The organism is Pseudomonas sp. C321 (assembly GCF_055407105.1).
On the sequence record NZ_JBUZRB010000012.1, the window covers coordinates 17,869 to 35,416 of the forward strand.

At 60.4% G+C, this 17,548-nt stretch carries 17 protein-coding genes and 3 pseudogenes; 13 read left to right on the forward strand and 7 right to left on the reverse strand.

The genetic code is table 11. The features are described 5' to 3' along the window. Window positions 1-32 precede the first annotated feature (32 nt). Genes ACZRJ6_RS24100 through ACZRJ6_RS24110 form a run of 3 tightly spaced genes read left to right on the forward strand, consistent with a single transcriptional unit; the run spans window position 33 to window position 3,700 of the window. Window positions 33-1,841, forward strand: a complete 1,809-nt coding sequence (locus ACZRJ6_RS24100) for a sensor histidine kinase (protein WP_463968947.1) — start codon at window positions 33-35, stop codon at window positions 1,839-1,841. Then, entirely contained in the window at window positions 1,838-3,220 is a 1,383-nt protein-coding gene (locus ACZRJ6_RS24105; RefSeq protein ID WP_463968946.1) for a sigma-54-dependent transcriptional regulator, read from the forward strand. The genes ACZRJ6_RS24100 and ACZRJ6_RS24105 overlap by 4 nt, the downstream gene beginning before the upstream one ends. Window positions 3,221-3,244: 24 nt before the next feature. Then, entirely contained in the window at window positions 3,245-3,700 is a 456-nt protein-coding gene (locus ACZRJ6_RS24110; RefSeq protein ID WP_463968945.1) for a YiiD C-terminal domain-containing protein, read from the forward strand. Window positions 3,701-3,742: 42 nt separating this feature from the next. Here ACZRJ6_RS24110 and cysQ read toward each other — a convergent pair whose 3' ends face one another. Both cysQ and nudE read right to left on the reverse strand, forming a co-directional pair. Then, entirely contained in the window at window positions 3,743-4,579 is an 837-nt protein-coding gene (gene cysQ, locus ACZRJ6_RS24115; RefSeq protein WP_463968944.1) for a 3'(2'),5'-bisphosphate nucleotidase CysQ, read from the reverse strand. Beyond that, on the reverse strand, window positions 4,576-5,142 hold the full coding sequence (nudE, locus tag ACZRJ6_RS24120; protein WP_463968943.1) for an ADP compounds hydrolase NudE: 567 nt from the start codon (window positions 5,140-5,142) through the stop codon (window positions 4,576-4,578). The genes cysQ and nudE overlap by 4 nt, the downstream gene beginning before the upstream one ends. An 87-nt stretch (window positions 5,143-5,229) precedes the next feature. Here nudE and yrfG point away from each other — a divergent pair, with 87 nt between their 5' ends. After that, a complete protein-coding gene (gene yrfG / locus ACZRJ6_RS24125) occupies window positions 5,230-5,892 on the forward strand; it encodes a GMP/IMP nucleotidase (RefSeq protein WP_463968942.1) in 663 nt (220 codons plus the stop codon). Here the strand turns inward: yrfG and ACZRJ6_RS24130 are convergent. Both ACZRJ6_RS24130 and lysM read right to left on the reverse strand, forming a co-directional pair. Beyond that, window positions 5,891-5,980 (reverse strand): annotated as a pseudogene (locus ACZRJ6_RS24130) (outer membrane lipoprotein carrier protein LolA); the annotation flags it as partial. The gene yrfG and the pseudogene ACZRJ6_RS24130 overlap by 2 nt on opposite strands. A 23-nt stretch (window positions 5,981-6,003) precedes the next feature. Beyond that, window positions 6,004-6,444, reverse strand: a complete 441-nt coding sequence (lysM, locus tag ACZRJ6_RS24135; protein ID WP_463968941.1) for a peptidoglycan-binding protein LysM — start codon at window positions 6,442-6,444, stop codon at window positions 6,004-6,006. A 132-nt stretch (window positions 6,445-6,576) separates the two neighbouring features. Here lysM and ACZRJ6_RS24140 point away from each other — a divergent pair, with 132 nt between their 5' ends. From ACZRJ6_RS24140 to ACZRJ6_RS24160, 5 genes and pseudogenes are all read left to right on the forward strand, one after another. Then, window positions 6,577-7,464 (forward strand): LysR family transcriptional regulator, encoded by an 888-nt coding sequence (locus tag ACZRJ6_RS24140; protein WP_463968940.1) that lies wholly within the window; start codon window positions 6,577-6,579, stop codon window positions 7,462-7,464. A 93-nt stretch (window positions 7,465-7,557) separates the two neighbouring features. Continuing rightward, a complete protein-coding gene (gene fdhD / locus ACZRJ6_RS24145) occupies window positions 7,558-8,397 on the forward strand; it encodes a formate dehydrogenase accessory sulfurtransferase FdhD (protein ID WP_463968939.1) in 840 nt (279 codons plus the stop codon). Continuing rightward, on the forward strand, window positions 8,394-10,742 hold the full coding sequence (locus tag ACZRJ6_RS24150) for an FdhF/YdeP family oxidoreductase (protein WP_463968938.1): 2,349 nt from the start codon (window positions 8,394-8,396) through the stop codon (window positions 10,740-10,742). The genes fdhD and ACZRJ6_RS24150 overlap by 4 nt, the downstream gene beginning before the upstream one ends. A gap of 288 nt (window positions 10,743-11,030) precedes the next feature. Further along, the gene (locus ACZRJ6_RS24155) at window positions 11,031-11,510 is read left to right on the forward strand and encodes a glycine zipper domain-containing protein (protein WP_133103054.1); all 480 of its coding nucleotides are present in this window, start codon (window positions 11,031-11,033) and stop codon (window positions 11,508-11,510) included. Between the two features lie 33 nt (window positions 11,511-11,543). Beyond that, window positions 11,544-11,660, forward strand: a pseudogene (locus ACZRJ6_RS24160) (outer membrane lipoprotein carrier protein LolA); the annotation flags it as partial. Here the strand turns inward: ACZRJ6_RS24160 and ACZRJ6_RS24165 are convergent. The 3 genes from ACZRJ6_RS24165 to ACZRJ6_RS24175 all read right to left on the reverse strand — a co-directional run bounded on the left by ACZRJ6_RS24165 (window position 11,617) and on the right by ACZRJ6_RS24175 (window position 15,440). Further along, window positions 11,617-12,048, reverse strand: coding sequence for an acyl-CoA thioesterase (locus ACZRJ6_RS24165; protein ID WP_463968937.1), 432 nt, complete (start codon window positions 12,046-12,048; stop codon window positions 11,617-11,619). The pseudogene ACZRJ6_RS24160 and the gene ACZRJ6_RS24165 sit on opposite strands and share 44 nt — an antisense overlap. Window positions 12,049-12,071: 23 nt before the next feature. Beyond that, window positions 12,072-14,009 carry a RecQ family ATP-dependent DNA helicase gene (locus ACZRJ6_RS24170; protein WP_463968936.1) on the reverse strand — a complete coding sequence of 646 codons (1,938 nt, stop codon included), beginning with the start codon at window positions 14,007-14,009 and terminating at the stop codon, window positions 12,072-12,074. A gap of 255 nt (window positions 14,010-14,264) precedes the next feature. Beyond that, complete coding sequence (locus ACZRJ6_RS24175; protein WP_463968935.1) at window positions 14,265-15,440, reverse strand: tetratricopeptide repeat protein; 1,176 nt, start codon at window positions 15,438-15,440, stop codon at window positions 14,265-14,267. 175 nt (window positions 15,441-15,615) lie between these two features. Here ACZRJ6_RS24175 and ACZRJ6_RS24180 point away from each other — a divergent pair, with 175 nt between their 5' ends. From ACZRJ6_RS24180 to ACZRJ6_RS24195, 4 genes and pseudogenes are all read left to right on the forward strand, one after another. Next, complete coding sequence (locus ACZRJ6_RS24180) at window positions 15,616-15,786, forward strand: YhfG family protein (RefSeq protein ID WP_005783831.1); 171 nt, start codon at window positions 15,616-15,618, stop codon at window positions 15,784-15,786. Continuing rightward, the gene (locus tag ACZRJ6_RS24185; protein ID WP_463968934.1) at window positions 15,786-16,379 is read left to right on the forward strand and encodes a putative adenosine monophosphate-protein transferase Fic; all 594 of its coding nucleotides are present in this window, start codon (window positions 15,786-15,788) and stop codon (window positions 16,377-16,379) included. The genes ACZRJ6_RS24180 and ACZRJ6_RS24185 overlap by 1 nt, the downstream gene beginning before the upstream one ends. A 137-nt stretch (window positions 16,380-16,516) precedes the next feature. Next, window positions 16,517-16,870, forward strand: a complete 354-nt coding sequence (locus tag ACZRJ6_RS24190) for a DUF1493 family protein (protein ID WP_463968933.1) — start codon at window positions 16,517-16,519, stop codon at window positions 16,868-16,870. Between the two features lie 109 nt (window positions 16,871-16,979). Further along, window positions 16,980-17,545: pseudogene (locus ACZRJ6_RS24195) on the forward strand (EamA family transporter). The last annotated feature ends 3 nt before the right edge of the window (window positions 17,546-17,548 follow it).

The window sequence follows — 17,548 nt, forward strand, 5'->3', positions numbered from 1 at the left end:
AATGCGCCTGTACCCCCAGGCGCCCGACTCCCATGACCCCACCCCTTGCGCGAAGACCCCGCTGGCGTAGCCTGGCCTTGCTGGCGCTATGCCTGGCGCCGCTACTGTGGCCGCTGGAGCACTTGGCCGAGCGCTACTATCGTAGCGAATTGGCCGGGCAGAACCGTCAGACCCTCGACCTGTACGTCGCCAACTTGCTGGGCACCTTGCACCGCTACGAAGTGTTACCGCAGATCCTTGGCGACTTGCCAGCCCTGCGTACTGCCCTCGACGCGCCCCACGTCAGCACCAACCTGGTCAGCGCCAACCTGCTGCTCAAGGACGTCGCCGCCCAGGCCGGGGTGGAAGTGATGTACCTGATGGACACCACCGGCAAGACCCTGGCCGCGTCGAACTGGGACATGCAAGACAGCTTCGTCGGTCGCAACTTCTCCTTTCGCCCCTACTTCAGCGAAGCCATGGCTGGGCGCATGGGCCGTTTCTTCGGCCTGGGCACCACCTCGGCCAAGCGCGGCTACTTCTTCGCCGCGGCTGTACGCGACGGTGAAACCATCATCGGCGTGCTGGTGGTCAAGGTCGACCTGGACCACACCGAAAGCCTCTGGGGCAAGACCCCGGAGCAATTGCTGGTGACCGACCACAACGGCGTGGTGATTCTCACCTCGCGCCCACAATGGCGCTTTCGTGCTACCCGGCCGCTGACCGATGCGGAGCGCCAAGCCATCATTGCCATCCAACCCTATCCGACCCGTGACCCGCAGCCACTGAACCTCAATCCCAATGCCTGGCTGCGGCAATCCACGGCAATCGCCGAAACCGGCTGGAACGTTGAAATCCTCGCCCCACGCACATTGATCGACCGCCCGGTGCGTACTGTCGTTGCGGTCGGGGGCGCGGCGTTGCTGGTGCTGATGCTCTTGCTCGGCCTGATGATGCAGCGCCGTCGCCACTACCTGGAACGCATTGCCTTCGAAGCCAAGGCCCGCCGCGAACTGGAAATGCGCGTGATCGAGCGCACCAGCGACCTGGAAGGCCTCAACCGACGGCTCAAACAGGAAGTGCTGGAGCGTGAGCACGCGCAGCAGGAACTGGTGCGCGCCCAGGATGACCTGGTGCAGGCCGGCAAACTGTCAGCGCTGGGCACCATGTCGGCGAGCATCAGCCATGAACTCAACCAACCGCTGGCGGCCATTCGCAGCTATGCGGAAAATGCCGAAATCCTCCTCGACCATCAACGCACCGACGATGCCCGAGACAACCTCAAGCTGATCAGCGAACTGACCGGGCGCATGGCCTCGATCATCGCCCATCTTCGTGCCTTTGCTCGACGTGACCGCCATGCACCGGAAAGCGTGGCCCTGCAACCGGCCCTGGATGACGCCCTGGCGCTGCTAGCCAAACGCAGGCGAACCATGGAAGTCGAGTTGATCCGCGACTTGCCGGAGGCGACCTTGTGGGTGGAGGCTGGGGAAACACGGCTGCGCCAGGTGCTGGGCAACCTACTGGCCAACGCCCTGGATGCGCTGACCGAAAAAGGTCCGCCGCGAAAATTGTGGTTGAGTGCCCAATCCACCGAACAGGGCGTCAACCTGTACATTCGCGACAACGGCCCGGGGTTCTGCATGGAAGCCCTGGGCCGCGCCAGCGAGCCCTTCTACACCACCAAGACCCGCACCCAGGGCCTGGGGTTGGGCCTGGCGATCTGTGACACGCTGATGCGCGCCTTTGGCGGTGAACTGCTGTTCGCCAACCACCGCGAAGGTGGCGCACTGTTAACCTTGAAACTGCGCGCCGGAGCACCTGGCGTCAGTTTGCAACCGTCTGAGGACCGCAGTGTATGAGTATCGATAACCAGATTCAGGTGGTGTTGATCGACGACGATCCGCATCTGCGTCAGGCCCTGTGCCAGACCCTGGACCTGGCCGGGCTGAAAGTCCTGCCCCTTGGCGAAGCCACGGGCCTGACCCCACGCTTGTCCCGAGATTGGCCGGGAGTGGTGGTCAGTGATATCCGCATGCCGGGCATGGACGGTCTTGAGCTGCTGGCCGAACTTCACGGCCAGGACCCTGAGTTGCCGGTGCTGCTGATCACCGGCCACGGCGACGTGCCGCTGGCGGTCCAGGCCATGCGTGCCGGCGCCTACGATTTCCTCGAAAAACCCTTCGCCAGCGACGCCCTGCTCGACAGCGTGCGCCGCGCCCTGGCCTTGCGCCGGCTGGTGCTGGACAACCGCAGCCTGCGCCTGGCCCTGAGCGATCGCCAGCAACTGAGCACGCGACTGGTCGGGCAATCGGCACCGATGCTGCGCCTGCGCGAACAGATCGGGGCGCTGGCGGCGACCAAGGCCGACGTGCTGATCCTTGGCGAAACCGGCGCCGGCAAGGAAGTGGTAGCCCGCGCCCTGCACGATCTGTCGAACCGCCGTGCTGGTCCGTTTGTAGCGATCAACGCCGGCGCCCTGGCCGAGTCGGTGGTGGAAAGTGAGTTGTTTGGTCATGAACCAGGCGCGTTCACTGGTGCGCAAAAACGACGAATCGGCAAGTTCGAATTTGCCAATGGTGGCACGCTATTTCTCGATGAAATCGAAAGCATGAGCCTGGACGTGCAGGTCAAACTGCTGCGGCTGTTGCAGGAACGGGTGGTGGAGCGCCTGGGGGGCAATCAACTGATCCCGCTGGATATCCGCATCATCGCCGCCACCAAGGAAGACCTGCGCCAGTCGGCCGATCAGGGGCGCTTTCGGGCCGACTTGTACTATCGCCTCAACGTCGCGTCGCTGCGCATTCCGCCCCTGCGCGAGCGCGGCGAAGATGCGTTGATGCTATTCCAGCACTTCGCCGACGAGGCCAGCACTCGCCATGGCCTGCCGCTGCATGAGTTGCAACCGGGCCAGCGCGCCTTGCTGCTACGCCACAGTTGGCCGGGCAATGTACGGGAGCTGCAAAATGCCGCCGAACGCTTCGCCCTGGGCCTGGAGCTGGCGCTGGACAATACGCCGGACGGTCCGGCGGCGGGCATTGCGATCACGACCGGTGGCCTGAGTGAGCAAGTCGAACACTTCGAGAAAAGCCTGATCTGCGCCGAACTGGCCCGTCCCCACAGTTCCATGCGTAGCCTCGCCGAGGCCCTTGGCGTGCCGCGCAAAACCCTGCACGACAAACTGCGCAAGCACGGGCTGAACTTCGCCGACAGCGGCAACAGCAGTGCGGACGACGAATGACCTTCACTTTGCCAAGAGGCACCCATGAGTCGCGATAGCCGTTACCTCGAATCGATCCTCCACCACGACATTCCCCTTACGCGGGAGATGGGCCTCAAGGTGCTCGGCTGGCAGGACCGGCAACTGCAACTGCACTTGCCGTTACAGGCCAATATCAACCACAAAAGCACCATGTTCGGCGGCAGTCTCTACTGCGGTGCCGTGCTGGCGGGCTGGGGTTGGCTGCACCTGCAATTGCGTGAGGAAGGGATCGAGGACGGGCACATCGTGATTCAGGAAGGGCAGATCAGTTATCCGTTGCCCGTCACTCGGGATGCGACGGTGATTTGCCAAGCGCCGGAGGAAAAGGTGTGGAAGCGTTTTGTGGCGACGTATCGGCGGTATGGGCGGGCGCGATTGGCGCTGGAGACGTGGATTGTGAATGACGGCAGTGAAGAACGTGCCGTCGCCTTCACTGGCCAATATGTCCTTCACCGCTAAACGCAGGCTTGCCACACAACGGCGCTTGCAGGAACAAGCTTGCTATAGGCTAGCCAGGGTCAACAGCCGCTCGCGCCACGCGGCCTTCGCCGGCAACGCCAAAAAAAACGGGTTCAGTAGCGATTCCCGCGCTGGATAACTGAACGGCTGGCCATTCAACTCCAGCACTTCACCACCCGCCCCCTCCAGCACGCCCTGGGCGGCAGCGGTGTCCCATTGCGAGGTCGGTGCCAGGCGCGGGTAGCAATCGGCGGAGCCCTCGGCCAACAGGCAAAACTTCAGCGAGCTGCCGATATTGGCCAGCTTCAACTCCCCCAGTCCTTCGCTCAATCCAGCCAGCAAGCGCTCTTGCTCGGGACTGGAGTGGCGGCGGCTGGCAACCACGGTAAACGCCTCACCCGCCGCAGGCATCTGGCGTACCTGAATCTGCTTGGGCGCTTCATTCACATCAGAGCGCCAGGCCCCAAGGCGGGCACCACCGAAATAACAACGGCCGCTGGTGGGAATCGACACCACGCCGAACACCACCCGGCCTTGTTCGATCAAGGCGATATTGACGGTAAATTCTTCACTGCCGCTGATGAACTCCTTGGTGCCATCCAACGGGTCCACCAGCCACCAGCGCTGCCAACCAGCACGCACGCTCTGGTCGATGTCAGCGTCTTCCTCCGAGAGCACAGGAATGCTCGGGTCCAGCGCGGTCAGCCCAGCGAGAATCAGATGGTGAGCGGCAAGATCAGCGGCGGTCACCGGTGAATCATCGGACTTGTTGGTCACGGCTACATCGGCACGCCAATACGGCAGGATCACTTCACCCGCCTGGCGGGCCAATTCAATCACAGGAGCAATAAGCGGGTGACCCAGGAACAGTTCGCTCATGGCTGGAACGCTCCTCGTTGGGTCAACAGGTCTCGCACCAGATAGAGCGCGGCCAGGGCACGGCCTTCGCTGAACTGCTCGTTTTGCGCCAACTGTGAGAGCTCGCGCAGGTTAACCCGCTCCACGCGCATCGGCTCGGGTTCGTCGCCTTCCAGGCGCTCTTCATACAGGTCAGTGGCCAGCACTACCTGGATTTTCTGGCTCATGTAGCCGGGGGACAGCGACAGTTCTGTCAGGTGTTCCAACTGACGGGCGCCGAAACCTGCTTCTTCCTTAAGCTCCCGGTCCGCCGCTGCCAATACGTCTTCACCCGGCTCGATCAGGCCCTTGGGCAAGGACAATTCGTACTCGTCGGTGCCACCGCAGTACTCTTCGATCAACAGCGCATGGTCAGAATCGATCATCGCCACGATCATCACCGCGCCATACCCTGCGCCTTTGCCCACCAGGCGCTCGTAGGTACGTTCCACGCCATTGGAAAAGCGCAATTGCACTTCCTCCACGCGGAACAAACGGCTGCTGGCGACGATTTCGCGGGCGAGGACGGTGGGTTTCTGGCGCATAAGCGGCTCCTTGGCGTGATCGGGTTACTATACCGTGGCTTTTCCGATTGTCTGTGTCGGATGTCTTTACTTACATGAGAGCTTTCCATGTCCCCATTGCCCTGGCGCGCCATCGACACCGTCCTGCTGGACATGGACGGCACCTTGCTGGACCTGCATTTTGACAACCATTTCTGGATGGAGCACCTGCCCCAGCGCTATGCCGACCTGCATGGCGTGAGCCGGGCCATGGCCGAGATGGAGCTGCAGCCGTTGTTCGAGCGTAACGCCGGTCAGTTGCAATGGTATTGCCTGGACTTCTGGAGCGCCGAGCTGAACATCCCGGTGCGCGAACTCAAACTGGAAACCGCCCATCTGATCGCGCTGCGCCCGGATGCCGACACCTTTCTGGCAGCGATCAAACAGGCCGGAAAGCGCGTGATCCTGATCACCAACGCCCACCGCGACTCACTGTCGCTGAAACTGGAACGCATTGAGCTGGCGCCGTATTTCGAACGGCTGATCAGTTCCCATGACTATGGTTTCGCCAAGGAAAACCCGCAGTTCTGGGACGCCCTGCAAGCAGACATCGCCTTCGACCCGGCCCGTAGCCTGTTTATCGACGACACCTTGCCGATCCTGCGCAGCGCTCGGGATTTTGGAGTGGGGTATTTGCTGGCGGTGAAAGAGCCGGACAGCCGGAAGGGGCCTAAAGACACGGCGGAGTTTGCGGCGGTGGGGGATTATCGGGAGTTGATTGTCGGACTGTAACTGTAGGAGCGAGCTTACTCGCGAAAAATCCGAGAACGAAGCGGGGCGTCAGGCTTCCCGCGTTATCGTTGACGACCTTCGCGAGCAAGCTCGCTCCTACAGGGGTACTGCTTACTCAGGAATACGCAGCGTCTGCCCAGGATAGATTTTGTCCGGATGGGACAGCAGCGGCTTGTTGGCCTCGAAGATTTTGTTGTACTGGTTGGCGTTGCCATACACCGCCAAGGAGATCGCGCTCAGCGTGTCGCCCTTTTTCACCACAACAAAGCGGGCCGCAGCAACTACCGGACCAGAAACAGTGATCTGGTCATCCACGCTGGCCACACCGGCAATATTGCCCAGCGCCAACAGGATCTTTTCTTTCTCTTCCTGACTGGCGACTTCACCCGTTACGGTCACCTTGTCGCCATCAACCGTGGTCTGCACATTCGGACTCCCCAGACCAACTTTGGCGACGTGGTCTTTCAACTGCTCACTCGCGTTCGCATTACCCGGCGTCAACAGATCAATCAACTTCTCGCCTGCTTCTTTAACAAAGCTAAAAATACTCATGGTGCGCTCTCCTTGGGTTTTGATTTCCAGATGCCCAAGACTAGACCAGTCTTACAGACCTTGGTTCCAGTCCGACCAATGACCCAAACGCGCTAGAATCCCCCAGCCATTGGAATAAGCACTGGAGCGAAGATGGACATCAAACAACTGAAATTCCTCATCGCCCTCGACGAAACCCGTCACTTCGGCCAGGCGGCCGCGCGCTGCCACATTACCCAGCCCACGTTGTCGATGCGCCTGCGCAGCCTGGAAGAAGAGTTACAGCTGCCACTGGTCAATCGCGGCCAGCGCTTCGAAGGCTTTACCGCCCCCGGTGAGCGCGTGCTGGCATGGGCGCGCACAGTGCTGGCGGCCTATGACGGCTTGCAGGCCGAAGCGGCTGCCTGCCGTGGCAACCTGGTAGGCACGCTACGCCTGGGCGTGGTGCCATTGTCGAGTTTCGATCCCTTGGCCCTGATGCAACAGCTGCACAAGCAACACCCCAGCCTGCGCTTTGAACTGTCGGCCTTGAGTTCGGAACAGATCCTCGAACACTTGGCGAGCAATCGCCTGGACCTCGGCGTGTCGTACCTGGATCGCCTGGACAGCGAACGCTTCGACTCCCTGGCCTTGGGCGAAACACGCATGGGCCTGCTTTACGACCAGCGTTTCTTCAGCTTCGGTGAAAAACCCCTGAGCTGGGAATCGCTGATCGAATTGCCCCTGGGCATGCTCACCAGCGGCATGCATTTTCGCCAATCCATAGACCACAACTTCCACAGCCGTGGCCTCACGCCACAACCGCTGCTGCAAACCGATGCTGTCCATCAGTTGCTGCAGGCGGTACACGGCGGCTTGTGTTGCGCGGTGATGCCACTGGACGGAGGCCTGGACGCCTTGACTGAGCATCTGCGCCTGCAACCCATTGAAAATGCCCACACCCTGGCGAACCTGGGCCTGATCATGCGCCGCAGCGCCCCACGCTCCGCCCTGGCGGAAGCCTGTTTCGCGCTTTACCAGAAATCGCTACTGGAACCCTGATCGACGTCATCTATCGGTAGATCAGTACTGACGATTAGACGCGACTCTTTGTCGCGCCTAGTCTTAGTACTGAACAGTCCGCAGGTATGACCCATGAACGCCAAGCGCCAAGCCTGCGCGGCGCCCGCTCTCAAAATGCCAGCGCCCGCCGCCAGCCAGAGCTATCAATACAGCAATCTCGAACACACCGAATCAGCCAGCACCGCCTTGGCCGAGGAAGTCGCGCTGGCGATTGCCTACAACGACATCAGCCAGGCGGTCATGCTGGTTACGCCCACCGACCTTGAAGACTTTATTGTTGGCTTCAGCCTGGGTAGCGGCATCATTGCCGACGTCAGCGATATTTATGACCTGAAACTCAGCGGCGCAGGCTCGGCCCAGTACGCCCAGGTACAGATTTCCAGCCGCGCCTTCTGGAACCTCAAGCAGCAACGCCGGCAACTGGCCGGTACCAGCGGCTGCGGCCTGTGTGGCGTGGAAGCGGTGGAGCAGGCGCTGCCAGACCTCAAGGTGCTTCCCGGCGCGCCCTTGCCGCCTGCCGCATGGCTCGACGGCCTGCGCCAGCGCATCAGCGCCTTCCAGCCCCTGGGCCAATACAGCGGCGCGGTGCATGCGGCGGTGTTCATGAACGGCCAGGGCGAATTGCTGCTGGGTCGTGAGGACATCGGCCGGCATAACGCGCTGGATAAACTGATCGGTGCGCTGATCCGTCAGAACATCTCGACCGACGGCGGCGTGGCGATTGTCACCAGCCGCTGCAGCCTCGAACTGATCCAGAAAGTCCTGCGCGCCGGCATCCAGACCCTGGTCAGCCTATCGTCGCCCACCGGCCTGGCCCTGCAATGGGCCCGCCGGCACAACCTCAATCTCATCCACCTGCCGCAGAAAAGTGCGCCGCGGGTCTACAGCCCTGCGATGGAGAATCAAGCGTGAGCACTCATCATCAAGCCGACAAGCCCCCAACCCCGCGCTACAAGCCTTACAAAGGCCCGGCCGGCGGCTGGGGCGCATTGATCAGCGTGGCACAGGCCTGGTTGACCAGTGACAACGCGCTGAAAAACCTGCGCATGATGCTCAAGACCAACCAGAACGGCGGCTTCGACTGCCCTGGCTGCGCATGGGGTGACTCGCCGGAAAGCGGCATGGTCAAATTCTGCGAAAACGGCGCCAAGGCGGTCAACTGGGAAGCCACCAAGCGCCGGGTCGACAGCGCGTTCTTCGCCAAGCACAGCGTCAGCTCGTTGCTGGAACAGAGTGACTACTGGCTGGAATATCAGGGCCGCCTGACCGAGCCGATGAGCTATGACGCCGAGACCGACCGTTACAAACCCATCAGTTGGGAGTCGGCCTTCGACCTGATCGGCAAGCACCTGCAGGCGCTGCCAAGCCCGGACATGGCCGAGTTCTACACCTCGGGCCGGGCCAGCAACGAGGCGGCTTATTTGTACCAGCTGTTCGTGCGCGCCTATGGCACCAACAATTTCCCGGATTGTTCGAACATGTGCCACGAGGCCAGCGGTGTGGCCCTGGCGCAAAGTGTGGGCGTCGGCAAAGGCACCGTGACCTTCGACGACTTCGAACATGCCGATGCAATTTTCGTCCTCGGCCAGAACCCTGGCACCAACCATCCGCGGATGCTGGAGCCACTGCGTGAAGCGGTGAAGCGCGGCGCCCAGGTGGTGTGCATCAACCCGCTCAAAGAGCGCGGCCTGGAACGCTTCCAAAACCCACAACACCCGCTGGAAATGCTCACCAACGGCGACAAGCCGACCAACACCGCGTATTTCCGTCCGGCGCTGGGCGGCGACATGGCAATCCTGCGAGGCATGGCCAAGTTCCTGCTGCTGTGGGAGCGCCAGGCCCAGGCCGAAGGCAAGGAAGCGGTGTTCGACCACAACTTTCTCAACGAACACACGGCCAACATCCTCGAATACCTGGGGCGCATCGACGATACCTCCTGGGAGGAAATCGTCGAGCAATCCGGCCTGACCCTGGTGGAGATCGAGCAAGCGGCGCGCATGTACGCCAAAGGCAAGAACGTAATCATGTGCTGGGCCATGGGCATCACCCAGCACCGCCACTCGGTGCCGACCATCCAGGAAATCGCCAACCTGATGATGCTGCGCGGCAACATTGGCCGCCCAGGCGCGGGCCTGTGCCCGGTGCGCGGCCACAGCAACGTGCAGGGCGACCGCACCATGGGCATCAACGAACGGCCACCGGTGGCGTTCCTCGATTCCCTGGAACGGCGCTTCCAGTTCAAGGTTCCCCGTGAAAACGGCCACAACGTGGTAGAAGCAATTCACGCCATGCTCGACGGTCGCTCCAAAGTATTTATCGGCCTGGGCGGCAACTTCGCTCAAGCAACGCCAGACAGCCCGCGCACCTTCCAGGCCCTGAGCAATTGCAACCTGACCGTGCAGATCAGTACCAAACTCAACCGCAGCCACTTGGCTCACGGTAAGGAAGCGCTGATCCTGCCGTGCTACGGCCGCACCGACATCGACATCCAGGCCGATGGCCCGCAGGCGGTGACGGTGGAAGACTCGTTCAGCATGGTCCACGCCTCCAATGGCCAGTTGCAGCCGCTGTCCAAACAGATGCGCTCGGAGCCGGCGATACTCGCCGGTATCGCCGCCGCTACCCTGGGCAGCAAACCGGTGGACTGGAACTGGCTGGTGGCCGATTACAGCCGCATCCGCGACCTGATTGCCGACACCATCCCTGGCTTCAAGGACTTCAACGAGCGAGTGAAAAACCCAGGCGGCTTCTACCTCGGCAACAGCGCCGGGGCCCGTCGCTGGAACACGCCATCAGGTCGCGCCAACTTTCGCGCGAACATCCTGCCCAAGGACCTGGTGCACGAACGCACCCGCGCCACCGGGCAGTTGCCGGACCTGATCATGCAGTCGATGCGCTCCCACGATCAGTACAACACCACTATCTATGGCCTTGATGACCGTTATCGTGGAGTGAAGGGCCAGCGTGACGTGCTGTTCGTCAACGAAGCCGACATCATCCGCCTGGGCTTCAAGCCAGGGCAGAAGGCCGATATCGTGTCGATCTGGGATGACGGTCGTGAACGTCGGGTCAAGGGTTTCACCCTGCTGGCATTTGATATTCCCGCTGGGCAGGCGGCGGCTTACTACCCGGAAGTAAACCCGCTGGTGCCGCTGGAAAGCACCGGGGATGGCAGCCATACGCCGACGTCGAAGTTTGTGGCGATTCGGCTGGAAGCGGCCAGTGCGACAGGGTTGATCATGGCCAAATCCGCGTAAGGCAATGTGGCAAGCGGCGGCAACTCCCCCGCAGTTGTCGAGCTTTAGCGAGGCTACGTGGGCAGCAGCGTCGCCCTCAAGCAACCCGAATTTTGGGCATAAAAAAGGCCGCTTTTACATAAAAGCGGCCGTTCCGAAGTAACTACAGACTCACAAAATAGACTTAAGTTCCCCATATAAAACAGTAAGTTAGATTATTGTATACAACTCGTGTCATTGGTCGGATACCCATTGTCACCAGCCCGATACGGCCTCAGGATCGCGCCGTCATCCTCTTGAGGTTCCCCTATGAAGTTCTCCTCGATTCTCTTGTTGTCCCTTGGCCTGGTCAGTGGCGCAGCCATGGCCGGTGGCACCACCGAAGCCGGTGTGGGCGGCGCATTGGGCGGGGTACTCGGTTCGGTCGTTGGCCAGCAGTTGGGTGGTAACACCGGTTCGACAATCGGTGCGGCCCTCGGCGGCGCAGGCGGCAGCGCGGTTGGCGCAGACAAACGCAGCCGTGGCGAAGCAGCCATTGGCGGCGCACTAGGCGCAGCCGGCGGCAACGTGGTCGGCCGCAGTGTCGGCGGCAGCACTGGCAGCCTGATCGGTGCGGCCGCAGGCGGTGGCGCCGGTGGCGCGCTGGGCAACTACATGGGTAACAAGAGCGATGACGACGACCGCGGTTACCGCGGTCGCGACAACCGTCGCTATGACCGCGATGATCATCGTGGCCGTGGTCATGCGTATGGGCATCGCAAGAACAAGCATCACTCCCGTCACCGCTAAGACCTTCCCCCAGTAGGAGCGAGCTTGCTCGCGATGATCGTCAACGATGACGATGGAAACCTGACACCCCACTGTGCTCTCAGGTTTTTCGCGAGCAAGCTAGCTCCTACAATACCAAGCGCTGTAACGCACCTCGCAGCGCTTGCGGGATCGTCACCGGCTGATTCGACGCCCGATCCACGAACACATGCACAAACCTCCCCGCCGCACAGGCCTCGTCCTCACCGGCCTTGAACACCGCCAACTCATACTGCACCGAGCTGTTGCCCAACTTGCCCACCCGCAACCCAATCTCTATCCGGTCGGGAAAGGCAATCGAGGCGAAGTAATCGCAGGCCGAGCTCACCACAAACCCCACCACTTCTCCGTCATGGATATCCAGCCCGCCCTGCTCAATCAGGTAGGTATTCACTGCCGTGTCGAAAAAGCTGTAGTAGGTGACATTATTCACATGGCCATACACATCGTTGTCGTGCCAACGGGTAATGATCAGCTGGAAGTGACGGTAATCGGCGCGCTGGGGCATTGAGTCGGACATGGGCAAGTCTCAGGAAAGTGGTTTTACACGCTATTCAAATGAGTCTCGGCCCATTCCCGTACAGCCGCATAAGGATATTCCTCCAGCGCAGCAAAACCTGGAATCCCTCTCGCCTTCAGCTTGGTAAATAGCGGTACGCTGATACCGCACAAAAACCGCGTCAACCGTTCGGCTCCGGGCAAGTGGCCGTTGTACTGATGATGCCTGTGGATAAAATCGCCGCACAGCCCCTGGAAGTTTTTATCCACAAGTGGCGGCAGGCTTGGCGGCTCCGGTAAATGCGCGACCTGACCGTGGCAGACCGAACAATGCCCGCACTGCTGGGGCGCTTTTTCGTCACCGAAGTACTGCGCAAGGCGATAGCCCAGGCAGCGATCGGTGGCGAACAGATCCAGCATCGCGTGGATCCGCGCAACCTCCGTGGCCTCGTGCTGTTTGAAGCTGGCGTGCAGTTGCGCACTCAGGGCCTGTGGATCAAAATCGGTATTGAGCAGGCTGTAGACCTCGGTCATCTGCTTGCTCTCCAGCTCGATCAGGCCCTGTTCCTGGAAGTAATCCAGGGCCGTCACCACCCGGTTTCGCTCGGCTTGATGCTGTTGATAGAGCGCGTCGAAATCCACCGTCGCCCAGGTTTTAGCCCTTTTGCAGACTTGGATAATCGCCGAGACAAACTGCTGCCGCTCGCCGGAAAAACGCGCAAGCAATGCCTCGGGCTCCACCAGATACTTGAAGCGGTACTCAGCGTAAAAGGCGTAGCGCGGGGCGATCAACCCCTTGAGCTCAAGCTGCACCAACAAGGTCTTGAGCGGCAGTTCGCGGATGTTGCTGTGGTCCGAAAGTGACCTGAGCAAAAACTCCCACTGCCCATCACCACGGGCTGCCAGCAGCTCCTCCAGTACACAGCGAATGCCTTCCTGCTCCGGCGTGTCGCCGTACACGAAGTTTTCCAAAATATTGAGGCTGTCACGGTTGGCCAAAACCAGACAGTCAGACGGCTGCCCATCACGCCCGGCACGACCGATTTCCTGGCTGTAGTTCTCGATGGATTTGGGCAGGTCGAAGTGCACGACGTTGCGGATGTCGCTCTTGTCGATACCCATGCCGAAGGCGATGGTAGCGACGATGCAATTGGACTGGCCGCCCATGAACCGTCGTTGGATACCCTCGCGCTTATCGTGGGGCAAACCCGCGTGATAAGCCTCGGCCTGGATGCCGTTGCGGTTCAAATGCTCGGCAATCTGCTCGGCGGTTTTTTGCAAGGTGACATAGACGATGCTCGGCTGATTGGCCCGCTCCTTCATCCACGTCACCAAACGCCGACGCTTGTCTTGACCGGTGACGGGCTCCACCAGCAGATTGAGGTTGGGTCGGTAGAAGCCCGTGGTGATCACATCCTCCGGCGCAATGGCGAACTTGGCCTGCATGTCGGCGATCACCTTGGGCGTCGCCGTGGCGGTCAACAGCAACGCCTGGGGGATGCGGAACTGGCGCTGGTAGTCCGGCAGCTTCAAGTAGTCCGGGCGAAAGTTATGGCCCCATTCGGAAATACAGTGAGCCTCGTCCACCACCAACAGCGAGATCGGCACGGTTTGCAGGAAATTGCGGAAGCGCTCGTTTTTCAAGCGTTCCACGGAAACCATCAGGATCTTCAGCTCGCCCGAACGCGCCCGGGCCATTACGTCATTGGCGTCATCGCGGCTCTGGGCCGAGTCAATACTGCCGGCCGAGATACCGTGGCGCTGCAAAAAACCCAGTTGGTCTTGCATCAGCGCCAGCAGCGGCGACACCACCAACGTCAGGTGTGGCAACAACACGGCAGACAGCTGATAACAAAGAGACTTGCCGGAGCCGGTGGGAAAAATCGCCGCCGCCGAACGGCCAGCCAGCACGGCACTGACGGCTGCCTCCTGGCCCAAACGAAACTGTGGATAACCAAAGACCTGTTGGAGGGTGTTGTACATACGCTGTCACTCCATTGACCGCTGAACGAGGCAAAAACATAGTTCGAAAACACAGCTCGAAAAAATAGCCCAGCACGTTCGGCGAATCGAGAAAGGCCGCAGAAAAAAAGAGACAAGATAATACACAGGGTACGGGGTGGCCTTGGGCCGAATCGGGATGATTGGACAAGTGTTGCAGGAATAAGCAATTTGCCGCGTAAGAAATGAACAACGCGCCAAAGGGCGCGTTGTGGATATCGCTGCGTTACAGCTCGATCAGCGGTTCTGCACCCGCTCGATCGCCTTGTCATACACCGGATTGGCCTTCTGCTCCTTGGCCAACTGGTAGTGACGCAGCGCATCGGCGAACTGCCCGGCCGCTTCATAAATCCGCGCAATGTTGTAGTAGGAGCCCGCACGTACCGTAGCCGCTGTAGGACCGCTGGCCAGGGCAATCGCCTTGCGGTTGGCCCAGATCGATTCGGCAGTGTTGCCGGCTTTCTGATAGGCCAGGCCGAGGTTACCGTAGGCTTGACCGTAAGAGTTGTTCAGCTCAATGGCCTGACGGAAGTAGTCAATCGCCTGGTCCAGGTTACCGGCCTGGTAGGCTGCTTCACCTTTAGTGTTCAGCTTCTTCGCATCGCCCTGGGCCGAGGAACTCACCACCACCGCATCGACCGCCACACTGTCATCCAGCAGCGGCTTGACTTCGTTGAGTACGTTCTCAGCGTCGACATTTACGCCGCTGAAGGAGTTGATGTCCTGGAAATCGCCACTGCCGGTCATGCGGAACACGGTCCACAGGTTGCCACTGCGGCTTTGCGGCACGTAGTAGGTGCGCACCAGCGACTGGCCCATGTACACAAATACCTTGGCTTCACTGTCGGACAATTCGCGCGAGCCTGGGTTGCCGCGGTTGGTGAAGTCATGCACGGCGTAGACATAGCTTTCACCGTAATGCTTCTTCTGCAGCGTGATGGTTTCCGGCCCGTAGCTGTCAGTGTCGTCCACATCCAGTTCGGCGTCGGTACCGGTCTTGCTTTGGAAGTAGATGTTGTTGCCAGGGAAGATCATGTGGGAATCGAGGTCGGATGGCGTCCGTCCCCAGGTCAACACCACGCGCAGGCCGTCGAGGTTTTCCATCACTGGGCTTACGGCATAGGTCATGCCCTTGCACGGGCACTTGACCACCAGGTTGGAGTAGCCAGGCTTCTTGATGATCAGCAGGTTGCTGGCGTCATCAGCGGCTTCGCTGGTCAGGGTGACTTGGCCCTGAGCGTTGGTGCGGCCCACTACGTTCTGCGCGCCGTTGCGTTGCAGCAGCACTTCGGCGTCGTCAATTTTCTGGTCCTTGACCACCGCACTGAGCACTTCAATTGGCAATTGCTCAGCCTGAACCGACAACGCGGCCACGCACAATGACATCGCCGAAGCGACACGAAGCAAACCCATGCTTAACTCCCTTTAAGATGCGGACGGAAACGTCCTGTAAGATTTCGCGGTGGAACATACGCTGAATTCAGGGGTTTTGCCGGAAATTTATGCAAAATGTGACATGGTTTTTATCCCGCCTACGCCCGGACGCATTGCGCTACACTCTAGCCTTGCCACCCTGGAGAACGCTGTGATGAGCGAACTGACGTTTGAGCAAAAGCAGGATCACTACCACAAGATCCGCCGTTCCAACTACCTGGCTAGCCTGCGCCTGGAAGGGTTCGACACCCAACCCGCCGATGTCGACAAACCCCTGCCGACCCGCGAAGCCGTCCTCGCCAAGTACCGCAACACCTCACGCTGATGCTCGACAAATATGGGGTGGGCCATGACCCGTACTGCTACCCCGGTAGCAGCGTTCTGCGTAACCGCCTCGACTTGTTTGATGAAGAGCGTCTGCACCAGGCCGAGCGGGAATTGTCCGAAATTGCCGTCGGCAGCCTCCCCCTCTATCCGCCGCCCTACGACCTTGAACGGCTGCAGCACATCCACCGCATCCTGTTCGGGGATATCTACGAATGGGCCGGGGAACTGCGCACGGTCAACATTCAGAAAGGCGACACCCTGTTCTGCACCCCGGAACGCATCCCGCCCGAAGCGGCAAAAATCATCCGGCAGATGGAACAGGCCAACTGGTTTATTGGCCTCGGCCAAGGCGAACTGGTGTCCCGCATCGCCGAAGCCTACGGCGACCTCAACGTCATTCATCCTTTTCGCGAAGGCAATGGCCGGGCGCAGCGGATTCTGTTCGAGCAAATCATCGTTAATGCCGGGTTTTCGGTGAACTGGTGGCTGGTGAAAAATGCCGCGTGGATACCCGCGAATATTGATGCGGTGGCTTGTGATTACCGGGGGCTGGAGGCGATTTTTGAGCGGTGTATCAGTTCGCCGCATTAGCCCTCGATCGCCAACTAACCACCGCTGAGGCCGTCAAGCGAACGCCTCCTCAACAGCCACATTTGACTTGTTTCGTTTGAAGGATCGCAGTCCCATCGATAAAGTCAGTCATCCCCACCCACTCTCGCGTGCCCACCATGAACCTGGCCCCCAACTTCCCCGAAGACGCCGCCATGCAGCAGCTCCTGCAACTGCTGCACGAAGAAATCGGCTTGCCCGAACACAAGACCCTGCGCCTTGAAACCGCCATCAATCTCGATCTGGGTTGCGACGGCGTCGAAGCCAAACAGTTCATGGAAGCGCTGGAACAAGACTTCGCCGTCCACTTGAACGACTACGATGCTTATCGTTACTTCCAACCTCCCGTCTTCGACGTCTTCCTGAAACACCGAGCTAAAGGCCGCGGCGAGAAAATCGCGCTGACCATCGGCATGCTCTACCTGGCAATCAAGACTCAACGCTGGGACACGCAAACCCTGGAAAACCTGTAGGAGCGAGCTTGCTCGCGAAAAACCTGAGAGCGCCGCGTTAAACCTGGAAGCCCGCGTTATCGTTAACGACCTTCGCGAGCAAGCTCGCGCCTACAATTAAGGACCCTACATGGACGTACTAATGGGCCTGCTGGCCGCCCTGCTCTGGGGTGGCACGGACTTTCTCGTTGGCCTCAACGCCCGAGCCGTCGGCGTCAAACGCGCGGTGTACTTCGGCCAAGCCTTGGGCTTCGTGATCATGACCCTGCTGCTGATCATATTCCCCGCCTTCCTCCTGAAATCCCTCGCCGCGCCCTTGAGCGTCTGGCTCCTTGGCGCCGCAGCCGCCTTACTCACTGTCTCCGGCGCCCTCGCCCTGTCCAAGGCCTTCGCACTGGGCAAAGCGGCCATCGTCGCGCCTCTGGTGACGTCCTACGGCACGGCCTGAAAATCCCACCGCTAAAAAACTGCGCAACGCTGACCGGGGCGAGCTTGATGAACCTGGGCGGTTTCTCGGCATTTTCCTGGGGCGCGATGGCTGGGTCGGTTTCAGTGGTGACGGTGATCAGCGCTCTGTCCGGCGGGATCGCGGCGATTTTGGGGTTTGTATTTTTCAAGGAACGGCTGTCGTCGGTGCAGGTGACGGGCGTTGTACTGGTGCTAGCGGGTGCGGTGGTTTTACATCTAGTCGACTAATCA